This window comes from Mesorhizobium sp. AR02 (assembly GCF_024746835.1).
Taxonomy (GTDB): domain Bacteria; phylum Pseudomonadota; class Alphaproteobacteria; order Rhizobiales; family Rhizobiaceae; genus Mesorhizobium.
Window position 1 is genome coordinate 7,365,405 of sequence record NZ_CP080531.1, and the last position, 13,722, is coordinate 7,379,126.

Annotated in this window: 12 protein-coding genes and 3 pseudogenes; 7 read left to right on the top strand and 8 right to left on the bottom strand. The window is 62.9% G+C overall.

All coding sequences use genetic code 11. The annotated features are described in order from the left end of the window. Positions 1-14 precede the first annotated feature (14 nt). The 3 genes from DBIPINDM_RS40185 to DBIPINDM_RS40195 form a co-directional block, all read right to left on the bottom strand. Positions 15-1,043: an amino acid ABC transporter substrate-binding protein gene (locus DBIPINDM_RS40185; RefSeq protein ID WP_095202432.1), complete on the bottom strand. Its 1,029-nt coding sequence runs from the start codon at positions 1,041-1,043 to the stop codon at positions 15-17. 386 nt (positions 1,044-1,429) lie between these two features. Next, the gene (locus DBIPINDM_RS40190; RefSeq protein WP_258584549.1) at positions 1,430-2,320 is read right to left on the bottom strand and encodes a DUF2182 domain-containing protein; all 891 of its coding nucleotides are present in this window, start codon (positions 2,318-2,320) and stop codon (positions 1,430-1,432) included. Between the two features lie 9 nt (positions 2,321-2,329). Next, the gene (locus DBIPINDM_RS40195; RefSeq protein ID WP_258584550.1) at positions 2,330-2,965 is read right to left on the bottom strand and encodes a DUF1326 domain-containing protein; all 636 of its coding nucleotides are present in this window, start codon (positions 2,963-2,965) and stop codon (positions 2,330-2,332) included. A 405-nt stretch (positions 2,966-3,370) separates the two neighbouring features. Between DBIPINDM_RS40195 and DBIPINDM_RS40200 the strand changes: the two genes are divergently transcribed. The 5 genes from DBIPINDM_RS40200 (at position 3,371) to DBIPINDM_RS40220 (ending at position 7,602) form a co-directional block, all read left to right on the top strand. Next, positions 3,371-4,552, top strand: a complete 1,182-nt coding sequence (locus tag DBIPINDM_RS40200; protein WP_258584551.1) for a cystathionine beta-lyase — start codon at positions 3,371-3,373, stop codon at positions 4,550-4,552. Positions 4,553-4,793: 241 nt separating this feature from the next. After that, a complete protein-coding gene (locus DBIPINDM_RS40205) occupies positions 4,794-5,873 on the top strand; it encodes an HPP family protein (RefSeq protein ID WP_258584552.1) in 1,080 nt (359 codons plus the stop codon). A 109-nt stretch (positions 5,874-5,982) separates the two neighbouring features. Next, complete coding sequence (locus tag DBIPINDM_RS40210; RefSeq protein WP_416361805.1) at positions 5,983-6,654, top strand: RNA polymerase sigma factor; 672 nt, start codon at positions 5,983-5,985, stop codon at positions 6,652-6,654. A gap of 106 nt (positions 6,655-6,760) precedes the next feature. Continuing rightward, entirely contained in the window at positions 6,761-7,285 is a 525-nt protein-coding gene (locus DBIPINDM_RS40215) for a DUF4142 domain-containing protein (RefSeq protein ID WP_258584554.1), read from the top strand. Next, a complete protein-coding gene (locus DBIPINDM_RS40220) occupies positions 7,282-7,602 on the top strand; it encodes a cupredoxin domain-containing protein (RefSeq protein ID WP_258584555.1) in 321 nt (106 codons plus the stop codon). Before DBIPINDM_RS40215 ends, DBIPINDM_RS40220 begins: the two co-directional genes overlap by 4 nt. Positions 7,603-7,675: 73 nt before the next feature. Here DBIPINDM_RS40220 and DBIPINDM_RS40225 read toward each other — a convergent pair whose 3' ends face one another. The 5 genes and pseudogenes from DBIPINDM_RS40225 to DBIPINDM_RS40245 form a co-directional block, all read right to left on the bottom strand. Then, a complete protein-coding gene (locus DBIPINDM_RS40225; RefSeq protein ID WP_258589460.1) occupies positions 7,676-8,284 on the bottom strand; it encodes a LysR substrate-binding domain-containing protein in 609 nt (202 codons plus the stop codon). 144 nt (positions 8,285-8,428) lie between these two features. Then, positions 8,429-8,584 (bottom strand): annotated as a pseudogene (locus DBIPINDM_RS40230) (LysR family transcriptional regulator); the annotation flags it as partial. A gap of 54 nt (positions 8,585-8,638) precedes the next feature. Continuing rightward, a pseudogene (locus tag DBIPINDM_RS40235) lies at positions 8,639-9,746 on the bottom strand (branched-chain amino acid ABC transporter substrate-binding protein). Between the two features lie 57 nt (positions 9,747-9,803). After that, positions 9,804-11,126, bottom strand: a complete 1,323-nt coding sequence (gene glyA / locus DBIPINDM_RS40240; protein ID WP_258584556.1) for a serine hydroxymethyltransferase — start codon at positions 11,124-11,126, stop codon at positions 9,804-9,806. A 200-nt stretch (positions 11,127-11,326) separates the two neighbouring features. Then, positions 11,327-11,962, bottom strand: a complete 636-nt coding sequence (locus DBIPINDM_RS40245) for a CGNR zinc finger domain-containing protein (RefSeq protein ID WP_416361742.1) — start codon at positions 11,960-11,962, stop codon at positions 11,327-11,329. Positions 11,963-12,234: 272 nt separating this feature from the next. Between DBIPINDM_RS40245 and DBIPINDM_RS40250 the strand changes: the two are divergent. Together DBIPINDM_RS40250 and DBIPINDM_RS40255 are read left to right on the top strand one after the other, a co-directional pair. Beyond that, positions 12,235-13,076: pseudogene (locus tag DBIPINDM_RS40250) on the top strand (alpha/beta fold hydrolase). Positions 13,077-13,097: 21 nt separating this feature from the next. Next, complete coding sequence (locus DBIPINDM_RS40255; protein ID WP_258584558.1) at positions 13,098-13,715, top strand: SDR family oxidoreductase; 618 nt, start codon at positions 13,098-13,100, stop codon at positions 13,713-13,715. Positions 13,716-13,722 lie beyond the last annotated feature (7 nt).

Below are 13,722 nucleotides of genomic sequence, written 5' to 3' on the forward strand. Positions count from 1 at the left end.
GGATCACATTTCGGTCAGCGGATCGGCGGAGCGTATTGCAGGCCGCCCTTGGTCCACAGTGCATTGATGCCGCGGGCGATCTTGAGCGGGCTGCCCGAGCCGACATTGCGGTCGAACATTTCGCCATAGTTGCCGACGGCCTTGACGATGTTGACGACCCAGTCGTTGGAGACACCGAGATCGGTGCCGATCTTGGTATCGGCTTCCTGGCCGAGCACGCGCTTGATCTCGGGGCTGGGGGAATTCTTCATCTCATCGACATTGGCCTTGGTGATGCCGAGTTCCTCCGCGTCAAGCAGCGCGAAATAGGTCCACTTGACGATGTGGTACCACTGATCGTCGCCCTGGCGCACGGCCGGTCCGAGCGGCTCCTTGGAGATGATCTCGGGCAGCACGACATGATCGGCCGGCGCGCCCAGCGTCAGGCGGATGCCGTAGAGACCCGACTGGTCGGTGGTGTAGACGTCGCAGCGGCCGGCGTCATAGGCTGCGTTGACCTCTTCGAGCTTCTCGAAGACGACCGGATTGTACTCCATCTTGTTCGCCTTGAAGTAGTCGGCGAGGTTGAGCTCGGTGGTGGTGCCGCTCTGCACGCAAACGGCGGCGCCGGAGAGCTGGAGCGCCGAATTGACGCCCGGCAGCTTCTTGGCATTGATCATGAAGCCCTGGCCGTCATAGTAGGTCGTGCCGACGAAATTCAGGCCAAGTGCGGTGTCGCGGTTGATGGTCCAGGTGGTGTTGCGCGACAGGATATCGACCTCGCCGGACTGCAGCGCGGTGAAACGCTCCTTGGCGCTGAGCGGCGTGAACTTGACCTTGGTGCCGTCACCGAAGACGGCGGCTGCAACAGCGCGGCAGAAATCCGCATCGATGCCTTGCCAGTCGCCCTTGTCGTCCGGCGCCGAGAAGCCGGCCAGACCGGTCGAGACGCCGCACTGGATGAAGCCCTTCGCCTTGACGGTGTCAAGCGTCGTAGCCGACGCGGCCGACGCCATCAATCCAAGCGTAGCGGCGCCAAGAATGCCGATAGCAATATGTTTCATGACCCACAGACCCTTTTCTCTGTTTTTCAGGCAAACCCTGATTCTTTTTCCCGTGTGAACGCAGCTTCCCATTCCAGCCCATTCCCGGAATCCCGCATCGTAACCGACGCGCCGCCTCCCATTCACAAAGGGCATCGAAGGCGATAATTCTCGTGAGGTCAAGGAAAATGACCGAATCCGAACGTGTTTGAAAATCGATTGCCTGAAATGACCGAATTGCAGACAAACGCGCCCGCGATTTAGTCACGGCGCAAATAAAGTCGGCAAAGCGCATTCAACGCGAATGCCGGCCAGCGGCGAAGTCCATTCCTGGCACCAGCTTGGCGTCACTGATCTGGATGCGGGATGAATTGGCACGTCCGAAGACTGTTATCAGACACGCGCTGTCAAAGCGCGCGAGAGATAAGCCACGCGCCCGCCGCCGCCATCAACACGCCGGAAATGCGCGGGATCCACTGCCCGGCCGAGACTGTCTTTTCCAGGAGGACGAGGATGGCGATGCCGGCGATCCACAGGATGTTCATGACGCCGCCGACGAACAGCAGAGCCATCAGCGCCCAGCAGCAGCCCAGACAATAGAGGCCATGATCGATGCCCAGCCGAAGCGCGCCGAGCGGCGCGGAGCGAAACCCGCCATGGCTGACCAGGAACGCGATCGGCCCCTGACATTGGCGCAGGCAGGCGCCCTTGATCGGCGTCCATTGATAGAGGCCGGCGGCGATCAGGACGAGGCCGCCGAGGATCGCGCTGCCGGTCGCCATCGAGGGATCGAGCAAGGCGAAACGGGTGAGCAGCCATTGCGCACCGGTTGCGGCGATGCTGAAGACGATCCAGACGGCGAGATAGCCGGTAAAGAACCATCCGGTCGAAGCGATAGGCCGGCCATCCGCCTGCGCCTTGCGGCCGACGCCGGCATAGAGCAGCAGCATCGGCGCGACCGAAGGCGTCATCATGCCGACCATCATCACCGCCCACATGGTGAAGATGAAAGCGAAATCGGCGGGTGCCCAGGCCCGGAAAGCGGGCGCCACGGCGGCGCCCATATCCATGCCACCCATATCCATGCCACCCATGTCCATGCCACCCATGTCCATATTCGACATGTCCGTTCCGGCCATGCCGCCGCCCGCTCCGGCCGGCATGGGGGAAGCGGGCATGGCCATGTCGGTGGCGAGCCACAGCACATAGGCCCAGGCGAGCACGGCAATCACGACGAGCGCGGCCATCACGACCGCTCGGTCGCGCCGCAGCACCGCCTCAAGGGCCGTGTCGCTCATTGGATCAGGTCAATGGACGACGCCGCTCTGCGTAAGGTGCAGATTGGCAAAATGGCTGTGCGTATCGGCGAGCTCGAACCTGATCGGACCCATCGCCTTGGTCCAGCCACGGCCGACTTCGGCAATCGCGTATTCGAAGCCGCGCGGCAGGTCGATGCGTGCACGGTGCTCAGCGCCGGTGACCGGATTCTTGATCGGCTCGCCATGGCCGTCGGTTACGCCCTTGACGTGCAGCCGTGCGGTTCGTGCATCGACGTCGACCTTGAAATCGATCGCGGCAAAGATCGGATCGTGGAATTTCTCCAGCGTGGTCGAAAAGACCTGGAATATTGTCGCGCCTGGTTCGGTGTCCTGACCACTCAATATGCGCAGCAGCGCCCCGCGCTGGGCTTCGGTTGCCCTGTCGTCGATGACGACCGCGGCTTCGCCCTTGCCCTGGTGTATCGCGCCGGGCCAACGGAAAATCCCGACGAACCGCAATCCATCGAGCTTGGTGCCGCCGTGATGGCCGCTCTCGATTTCCATGCCGGCAACCGCCTGGCAGAATCCATGTGTCGGCATGGCGTTGAACTGGCACGGGCAGCCATAGGCGCAGTTGCAATTGGTGAATTCGCGCGCCTTCATTGTCCATTTGACGTCAGGCATGGCATTCCTCCCCTTGCCGCGCTCAAGTCCTGCTAGGGCGATATTCGGATCCAGGGACCAGGAGGTCAACCGGGGACAACCATCCGGCAGCATTCTGATCGAAGCGGTCCGGCGATTAATATTATAATTTGATTATATATCGTTCGCGGCTGCCTACAATAGGCCACTCGGCGGATACGATGGTGCGGCCGACAAGGCCTCCTTTGGCGGCTGGCGAGGCCAGGTGTCGGGTTGCTCACCTGCGCACTGCCGCATCTGGCCGGCCAGTTTCACGACCTGGCGGCGATGCCGGTCGGGTAGAGAATTGGCATATTCGAAGTCTACCCCTGGCGGGCGGTGGGCTGTTGCACGGTCCCTGACGCCGCACTATGGCTAGCGCCTTGTCAAACAAGGCGAAGACGAAGAATGGCTAAGGACGGCAACGAGCAGGCTTCCGGCAAAATGGGCATCAACACGCGGCTTGCCCATTCGGGCAACAACCCGCACGACTATTTCGGCTTCGTCAATCCGCCTGTCGTGCATGCCTCGACCGTGCTGTTCCGCAATGCCGCCGCGATGGCGGCACGCAACCAGAAATACACTTACGGCACGCGCGGCACGCCGACGACGGACGCCCTTGCCCACGCCATTGACGCGCTGGAAGGATCCGCAGGCACGATCGTGGTGCCGTCCGGGCTTGCGGCGGTGACCATACCGCTGCTCGCCTTCGTGTCGGCCGGCGATCATCTGCTGATCGTCGACAGCGTCTACCATCCGACCCGTAATTTCGCCGACACGATGCTGAAGCGGCTCGGCGTCGAGGTGGAATATTATGATCCGCATATCAGCGCTGATATCGCAGCCCTGATCAAGCCCAACACCAAAGTGGTGTTCACGGAATCACCGGCCTCCAACACGTTCGAGCTGCAGGACATCCCGGCGATCGCCAAGGCGGCGCATGCGGCCGGCGCCATCGTCATGATGGACAACACCTGGGCGACGCCGCTCTATTTCCGGCCGCTCGACCACGGCGTCGATATCTCCATCCACGCGGCGACGAAGTATCCGGCCGGTCATTCCGACGTGCTGCTTGGCACCGTCTCGGCCAATGAGAGCCACTGGAAGCAGCTCTACGAGAGTTTTTGCACGCTTGGCTGCTGTGCGGGACCCGACGATGTCTACCAGGTGCTGCGCGGCCTGCGCACGATGGGCGTGCGGCTGGAGCATCATCAGCGCAGCGCACTCGCCATCGCGTCCTGGCTCGAAGGCCAGAAGGGCGTGGCGCGCGTGCTCCACCCTGCCCTTCCCAGCCACCCGGACCACGATTTGTGGAAGCGCGACTTTTGCGGTTCGAGCGGCATCTTTTCCATCGTGCTTGCCGGCGGCGGCCAGAAGGAGCAGCACGCCTTCCTCGACGCGTTGCAGATCTTCGGCCTCGGCTATTCCTGGGGCGGCTATGAGAGCCTTGCGGTGCCGGTCTGGCTTGGCGACCGTGTCGTTGCAAAAGCCCCCTATGAGGGACCGTTGATCCGCCTGCAGATCGGCCTCGAGGATGTTGATGACCTGAAAGCCGACATCATGCGGGGTCTGGCCGCTGCCGCCGCCTGACGGCGGCACATACGGGCTGACTGCCGGACAGAACTGCCGGACAGAATCAGCAAACGGCCGCAAGGCTCTGACGCTGATGACAAAGTGCGAGCCGCTCGCAGCATCCCAGCGAGGGGCGTCGCGCAATATTATTCTGCCGAGCCACGACTTTGCGGATTTGTTTGACTTTCAAATCCGTGGGTTCGGCTGCATTGCGTGATGCACGGCATCCCGACCAATCCACTTGTCACAAAAGCTTGCCATGGCCTTTCGTCTTTTCGTCCCCATCCTTGCCGGCGCGACGCTGCGTGAGCGGCTGCTTGCCTGCATCGGGGCCACGATCGGCATCGCGCTGACCGGCGTGATCAGCGGGCTGGCGATGGGCGGCGGCCCACATGTGGCGCTGCTGGTGGCGCCGATGGGCGCCTCCGCTGTGCTTCTGTTCGCCGTACCCGCAAGCCCGTTGGCGCAACCCTGGTCGATCATCGGCGGCAATTCCATATCGGCGCTAGTGGGCGTGACCGTGGCGCATTTCGTCCATGATCCGGTATTTGCCTCGGGCCTTGCGGTGGCGCTCGCCATCGCGGCGATGTCGTTCACGCGCTGCCTGCATCCGCCGGGCGGCGCGGCGGCGCTGACGGGGGTGCTCGGCGGGCCGGCCGTTGTCAGCGCGGGCTTCCTGTTTCCGTTCGTGCCGGTGGCCCTGAATTCGATCATCCTGGTCACGCTCGGCTTGCTCTTCCACAGACTGGCGCGGCGCAACTATCCGCATGTCGCCGCACCCGCCGCTAATAGCCACGGTACCGCCGATCCGCCGGCGCAGCAGCGCGTCGGCTTCCGGCCCGAGGATATCGACGCGGCGCTGACCACGCTCGATGAGACCTTCGACATCGACCGCAACGACCTCGAACGGCTGTTGAGGCAAGTCGAACTGCAGGCCATGGTGCGCTCGCACCGGACGCTGCTTTGCGAAGACATCATGTCCCGCGACGTGATTTCAGTGCCCGAGCAGGCCACGGCCGACGAGGCGCGCCAGCAACTGCTCGATCACAACATCCGCACCTTGCCGGTGGTTGACGCGGATGCCCGGCTGGTTGGCGCGGTCGGCCTGCGTGAGCTGACGAAGGCCATCGATACGGTGAAGAGCGTGATGTCGAAGGCCGGCATCGCCTCGCCCGACACGCCGGCGATGAGCCTGCTTCCGGTTTTGACTGATGGCCGCAGCCATGCCGTGGTCATCGTCGACGACGAGCGGCGCATTCTCGGCCTGATCACGCAGACCGACCTTCTGGCGGCGGCCGCACGCGTGCAGACCACAGACAAGGGATTGGCCGCAGCTTAAGATAGCGAAGCCGGGTTGCTGAAATCCGGGAACCTTTTTCCGGCAGGCGCATCCAACGTGCAGTCAAGCGTCTGTTCGGGGAGATCTGGTCGCGATGAGCAAGCTCGCAATGCCCGCCACGACACCCGAGGCGGCTGAAAGCCATTCCGCCGAGCTTCTGCTGGTGCACCGCGCGCTGGCACGCGAGGCGGACGCCTTCCGCGTCATCATCAAGACGCACAACCAGCGGCTCTACCGCATCGCGCGCGGCATACTGCGCAATGACGCAGAAGCCGAGGACGTCGTTCAGGAGGCCTATGTCCGCGCCTTCGCCAGTCTGGCGACATTTCGTGGCGACTCCTCGCTCGCCACCTGGCTGTCGCGCATCGTCATCAACGAAGCGCTCGGCCGCCTGCGCAAGAGGCGCCGCACCGTGGCGATGCCTGAAAATCCGGAAGCGCGGATCATCCGCTTTCCCCTCAATCCCAGCGACGACCCGGAGCGGACGATGGCGCAGCGGCAGATTCTCGCACTTGTCGAACGGGCGACCGACAGCCTGCCCGACATCTACCGCATGGTCTTCGTGGCCCGCGTCATCGAGGGCCTGAGCATGGAGGAAACCGCCGATTTGCTCGGCGTGCGGCCGGAGACGGTCAAGACAAGGCTGCACCGGGCGCGTAGCCTGTTGCGCAAGGCATTGGACGACGAGATCGGCCCGGTGCTGCTCGACGCCTTCCCCTTCGCTGGCCGCCGCTGCGAGCGGCTGACCCAGGCCGTGATGGGACGGCTGGGCTTCGAATGATCCTGTTCTGATTTTTCGGGAACGTTTCTCCCGGCTGCGCATCCAATCGGCGTCAACTGAAAAATCAAGCCCGGCGCCTCCGCGCGGCCGGGCGCAGGAGGATGCCATGTTCACTCGATATACTGCGGCCCTTGCCGCCCTGCTTTTCGTCAGCGCTGCCCCGTTCGCGCAAGCCGCCGACAAGCCGACCGACCCGCAGATCGCCCATATTGCCTACACGGCCGGCGTCCTCGACATCGAGGCGGCCAAGCAGGCGATCAAAAAATCAAAGAACAAAGAGGTCGTCGCCTTCGCCAAGGACATGGAGCGCGACCATGAGGCGGTGAACAAACAGGCGCTCGACCTGGTGAAGAAGCTCAAGGTGAAGCCCGAGGACAACGCCACCAGCCAGGCGCTCAGCAAGGCGGCGGAAGAAGAACGCGCAAAGCTCGCCAAGCTGAAAGGTGCTGCCTTCGACAAGGCTTACATCGAGAACGAGGTGGCCTACCACAAGCAGGTCAACGGTGCACTCGAAACGCTGCTCATCCCTTCGGCCAGCAATGCCGAGCTGAAGAGCCTGCTCGAGACCGGCCTCAAGATCTTCCAGGGGCATGAGCAGCACGCCGAACATGTCGCTGGCATGCTGAAATGAAAGCGGGCGCCTTGATCCGCCTGTCATGGCTGGCCGCGCTGGCGCTTATGGCTGTGCCGGCGGCGGCGGCCGCAACCATAGAGGTCACTATCGACAAGCTTGTCTTTTCGCCGGCGACCGTCGAGGCAAAGCTCGGCGACACGATCGAGTGGGTGAACAAGGACGTGTTCGCCCACACGGCTACGGTGAAGGGCGGCTGGGAGGTGATGATCCCGCCGAAGAAATCAGCAAGCCTGACATTGAAGGCGGCGGGAGCGGTCGACTACTTCTGCCGCTTCCACCCCAACATGAAAGGCCGCTTGGTGGTGGCGCCCTGAAACTGAGAGATCGACGGCAAAAGACCACTTCGCCGTCGATCGCTATCCGTGACCGACGGGCCTTTGCGTTCAATCACGCCTTTTCGCTCGAGCTGGTCAACTCTGCTTGCGAAAGCAGCCATTCGATCATTTGCGCTGCTTGGGCAGGTGGCCGGTCCGGAGCCAGCACTTCGAGGCTGAGGCCACTCGGGACACGCTGGGAAAACGGCGCCACGAGCGCGCCGGACGCCAGGGCGCGAGAGACCAACACCTCATGCCCCATCAGCACGCCGGCGCCATCGACGGCGGCCTGAAGTGCAAGGCTATAAAGCGAAAATTCCGATCCGGCATCGATCGATGGGCCTTTCATGCCGACACTGTCGAACCAAAGGTTCCAATCACCGGTCCAGGTGGTGTCCCACAACAAGAGCTGCGAGGCGAGATCCGCGGGCGTTTTCAGCTGTGCGGCCAAGCCGGGGGTACAGACCGGAAACAGGACATCGTCGCAAAGCTTGAACGAACGGCTGCCGCCGGCTCTTTGCCTTGTCAGGAAGATGGCGAGGTCGAATGGCTCTCGCCTGAAATCCGGCGGCTCCTCGAGCGCGTGTATGGATGGACGAAGAGTCGGCAAGGCAGCGCGCAGAGCCGGCAGGCGCGGGGCTAGCCACAGTTGGGCAATGGACGGCAGCGCAGCGATACTCACTTGCGATTTCGGCGCCCAAATGCGCAGTTCCTGAACGGCAAGGCCCAAAGCGTCGAACGCGGTGGAGAAGACTGGAACGGCCGCGCGCCCCGCTTCCGTTAGATGCAGCCCTTGCGCATGCCGGACAAAAAGCTGCGAGCCAAGCCACGCTTCGAGGGATTTGACCTGATGCGACACGGCCGCGGGCGTGACACCGAGTTCATCCGCGGCCTTGGCGAAGCTCTCATGCCGGGCAGCGGCCTCAAAGGCCCGCAAGGTGTTGAGGGGCGGCATTCGAGGTCGCGGCGGATTGACAGCCATCCAGCATTCCAGGGCGACGTCGGCGGCAAGTGCCCGGCCGCCGACGCGATGTTTCTATTTGAGGGCGACGGGGATCAGCTTGCCGTCGACCTTCTGCCATTCAAATACGACGAAGCCCGGCTGCTTTGATATCCCCCTTGTCGTCGTAGGAGATCGAACCGAGGACCGTCGAGATGGCGGCACCGGAATGGAGGTAGTCGGCAGCGGCCCTCGGATCATCGGCCTTGGCCTTGGCGATGGCCTCGGCAAGAATCTGCGTTGCCGCGTAAGCGTAAAGGGTCACCGCTTCGGTCGGCACGTTCTTGGCCTTCAGATCGGCGACGGCGTCCTTGGCTTCTACGAATGTCGCCGGATCGGGGAATGACGTCATCAGGGTTCCAGCAGCACCGTCACCGGCTATGGCGCCGAATTCGCTGTTGCTGATGCCGTCGCCGCCCATCAGGATCGCGGCGACGCCCTGATCGTGCATCTGACGGACGATGAGACCGGCCTCCGTGTGCTGGCCGCCATAATAGACGAGATCGGCACCCGATTGCTTGATCTTGGTCACCAGCGGGCTGTAGTCCTTCTCGCCCGGGTTAACCTCCTCGTGGAGGACTTCCTTACCGCCACCGGCATTGTAGGCCTTGGCCATTTCATCGGCGAGGCCTTTGCCCGCCGTCGACTTGTCGTCGACGATGGCGATCTTCTTGTCCTTGAAACGGCCGAGAATGAATTTGGCGGCGATCGAGCCCTGCTGATCGTCGCGGCCGCATGCCCTGAAGGCATTCCACAGACCACGCTCGGTAACCGTCGGATTGGTGGCGGTCGGCGTCACGAACAGGACGCCATTTTCCGAATAGACTTCGGAGGCCGGAATGGTGACACCGGAATTGTAGTGCCCGACGACATAGTGGATGCCATCGGCGACAAATTTGTTCGCGACCGAAACGCCCTGCTTCGGGTCGGAGACATCGTCACCAACCGACACGACAAGCTTTTGTCCGAGTACCCCGCCATTGGCGTTGATGCGTTCGACCGCGGTTTCGACACCGACGCGGTACTGGTCTCCATAGGCAGCGTTTGGCCCCGACATCGGCCCCGCGACACCGAGCACGATATCCGCCCTCGCAACGCCGACAGCGGCAGTCATAAGGGCAGCAGTCATCATCTGCACGATCATGCGCATTTCATTCCCCTGTTTTTAGAGTGGCGGGCATTTGCCCGCGGGTTCAGGCCGTCAGTTCACAAAATGAAGTTTGTTGAACCGACGCCGGAATGCCGTGACATCCGCAGCGATCTGTTCGCTGGGATCGTTGCCGCGCAGCCCTCTGGCAATAAGGGCCGCAAGTTCCGGCATGTCGTCTTCGGTCATGCCCCAACGGACGATCTCGGGCGTGCCCAGGCGCAGCCCATTCATATCGCCTTCAACCGCATCGATGGGCAGGCCGATGCCGCAGCTCAGGATGTTGGCCAGCCGCAGCTTTCTTGCAGCGGCCTGACCGCCGCCGAACTCGGCCGCCTCGATGGCGAACTGGTGCGACGTCGTGTAGCCCTTGCTCGTCGAAAAGACCGGCAGACCGTGATCGGCGAGGCTTTGGGCAAGCGCCTTCGCGGTTCGTGCCAACATTGCGGCGTACGCCTTGCCGTGGTCCTTCCAGTCGAGCAAGGTGATCGCCAGAGCCGCCGACTTGGCGGCATCGAAATTGGCCGTCATGCCCGGAAATGCGATCCTGTCGAGCTTTTCGGCGATCGCGGCATCGTTGGTGACGATCAGCCCCGACGCCGGACCGCCAAGGCTCTTGTAGGTGCTCATCGTCATCAGATGAGCCCCCTCCTGCAGAGGCTGCTGCCAGGCACGCCCGGCAATCATGCCGCACAGATGCGCGGCATCGAAGAGAACCAATGCACCGACCTCGTCGGCGATCGCCCTGATTTCGCGGATAGGATGCGGCAGCAGGTTGAGGCTGCTGCCGATCGTAATCATCTTCGGTCCTATCGATCTGGCCAGGTCGCGCAGTTTTCCGACATCGACGGTGTAGCCGTCGGCATCAACCGGAGCCGTGTGAATATCGAGGCCGTAAAGGCCGGCGCAACCGGCCATGTGGTGGGTGACATGGCCGCCAATCGCCGGCGAAGGGACAATGATGCTGTCGCCCGGCCGGGCCGCGACCATGAAGGCGTAGAGATTGGCGATCGCGCCGGAGGGCACCCGGATCTCGGCATGGCTGGCACCGAACACTTCAGCCGCGAGTTCCGCAGCGATGACTTCGATCCGCTCGACACCTTCCAAGCCCATTTCATACTTGTCGCCGGGATAGCCAAGCGATGGGCGCGATCCCAGGCCCGAGGCGAGCGCCGCCTCGGCCTTCGGGTTCATGACATTGGTCGCCGGGTTGAGGTTGATGCAATCGCTCTCGTGGATCGAGCGGTTGAGCTCAATACTTCCAGCGATTGCTGCCATGACGGCACCGGTCGTCTGACGACTGGTTTCCTGCGCCAGTTGCTGGGCGAACATGTCGCAATGTGAGGGGACCCAGGACCTGCGAGCGAGAGCGACCAACGATGCCTCCATTGCCTTCGCCGACAAGCCGGCTGTGGATAGCGATGAGGATGACGCTCGTGATCGGCTGGGCGCAAACGAGTAGTTCTAGCGCCTAGGCTTAGGAAAATTAAGCCTATTGGGCCACGCCTGTTTGGAGAACGGAGGGTTCTTCCGGCCACGTCAGGCGGCGTGATATGTGTCCACGAGCCGTCGCAGCTCTAGTCCTGATGCGCCTTGACGCGGTGGCGGTGGGCGGCCTGCTTTGCCCGGTTGCCGCACTGCGCCATGCTGCACCAGCGGCGCCGGTGGCCGCGCGTGTGGTCGGCGAACAGCAGCGTGCAAGCCGGACCCTCGCAGGCCTTCACATGTGAGAAATCCTCGCTGCAGACGAACCGCGCCAGCGCCTCTCCGATCGGCAGCAGAAGCGCCTCGGGCGTGCGCCACTTGCGAGCCGTCTGAAGCTCAAGCGGGATCGCGTTGCCGCCCGGCATCTCTTTACCGGCAAGGACGGGGGCGATCCGCGTAAAGATCTCGTCGCGTTCGATCAGGCGGTTGAGCGGCTCCAATTGCGCAAGATCCTGAGCTGCCAACGGGCGCCCTTTATGCTCGCGGACGAACCCCCGGAACCACTCCCTGAGATGCCTTGCCTGATCGGCCACCTTGTCGAGTTCGCCCGGCAGGGCGTGCGTGCGAACGCTGTCGAGCGCTTCGGGCGGCACCAGCCGCGCCTGCTCGACCCAATCCAGCAATCCTTCACCGTCCTTGATCCAATCGACAGGGGTATCGAGCGGCGTCGCGATCGAATTGAGGAAATCCAGGCCAAGCGCGTCACCGACAAAGATCGCAGGGGTCATCATAGCTCCAATCGCGCATCGGCCGCGCCGAGCGCCCTAAACACAAATCAGTGATAACCCCTTCGAGGCCGATTGACAAGTTACGTTCGTATCTCGTAACCCTCTTTCATAGTTTTAACAGGTTACCAATCAACTTGACCCCGAAGGAAACGCCGCGATGCCCTCGAACGATGTCAGTTTGTGAGTGGCTTAGTCCCTGCGGTGAGCTTGCCGCCCTTAGTCTCGATAACCTTCCCAATACCGATTTTTCGGTTACCGCAACGGAGAAAAACATGACCACCTATCGCAACGCCGATGTCGATGGCTTCAACATCTTCTATCGCGAGGCCGGCACGTCAGGCGCGCCAAAGCTGCTCCTGCTGCATGGCTTCCCGAGCTCGAGCCATATGTTCCGCGACCTCATTCCGCTGCTTGCCGACCGCTTCCATATCGTCGCGCCGATCTGCCGGGATTTGGCCGCTCCGACGCGCCGCCGCGCGAAAAATTTGCCTATACGTTCGACCACATTGCCGAGATCATCGACCGCTTCACCGAAGTGGTCGGCTTCGACCACTATGCGCTCTACGTCTTCGACTATGGCGCGCCGACCGGTTTCCGGCTGGCGGTGAAGCACCCCGAGCGCATCAGCGCTATCATCTCGCAGAATGGCAACGCCTATGAGGAAGGTCTCGGCGAGGACTGGAACCCGATCCGCGGCTATTGGCGCGACCCCTCGCCGGCCAACCGCGAGGCGCTGCGCCCCGCCTTCAAGCCGGACGCGATTGCCTGGCAGTATACGCATGGCGCGCCGGCGGATCTGGTCTCGCCCGACGGCTATTCGCTTGACAGCTTCTATTTCGGCCGGCCGGACGCCGAGGAAGTGCAGCTCGACCTGTTCGGCGACTACAAGAGCAACGTCGCCCTCTACCCCGCCTTCCAGGCCTATTTCCGCACCCACAAGCCACCGTTCCTGGCGGTGTGGGGCAAGAACGACCCGTTCTTCCTGCCGCCGGGCGCCGAGGCGTTCAAGCGCGACATGCCGGACGCGGTGGTCCGTTTCCTCGACACCGGCCATTTCGCACTGGAAACGCATGCCAACGAGATCGCCGCGGCGATCCTCGACTTCCTGCGCTGACGCGAAAAGAGGAGACTTGCCATGTCGACCTCCGTCGCCATCGTCACCGGCGCCAGTCAGGGCATCGGCCAGGCCACCGCCATCCGGCTGGCGCGCGATTTCTCAGCACTTGCGCTGGTCGCGCGCAGCCGGTCAAAGCTCGAAGAGACAGCCGAGGCCGTCAGGGCAGCAGGCGCGAAAGCGCTGGTCATCGATGCGGATCTCGCCCGGCCCGAAGCAGCAAAGACAGTGGTCGATCAGGCGCTGGCCGCCTTTGGCCGCATCGATGCGTTGCTCAACATTGCCGGTGCCGTGCCGCAGATCGACCTGTTCGAGATGGGCGACGAGCAGTGGGACGCCGGCCTGGCGCTGAAACTGCACGGCGCGCGCCGGCTCACCATCGCGGCTTGGCCGGCGCTGAAGGCGGCCAAGGGCGCTGTCGTGTTGATGTCTGGCAATTCGGCGTTGTTTCCGAAGGCACCCTATGCCGCCGTCGGCACGATCAATGCGGCTATCGTGGCACTGGCGAAAGCCTTCTCCGACCGCTATGGCGAGCCGGAAGAGATCGCCGAGGTGATGGCCTTCCTGGTGTCATCAGCTGCGCGCTGGATGACCGGCTCGACGCTGCGCATGGATGGCGGCGAAGTGAAATCGATCTGAGGAGGAT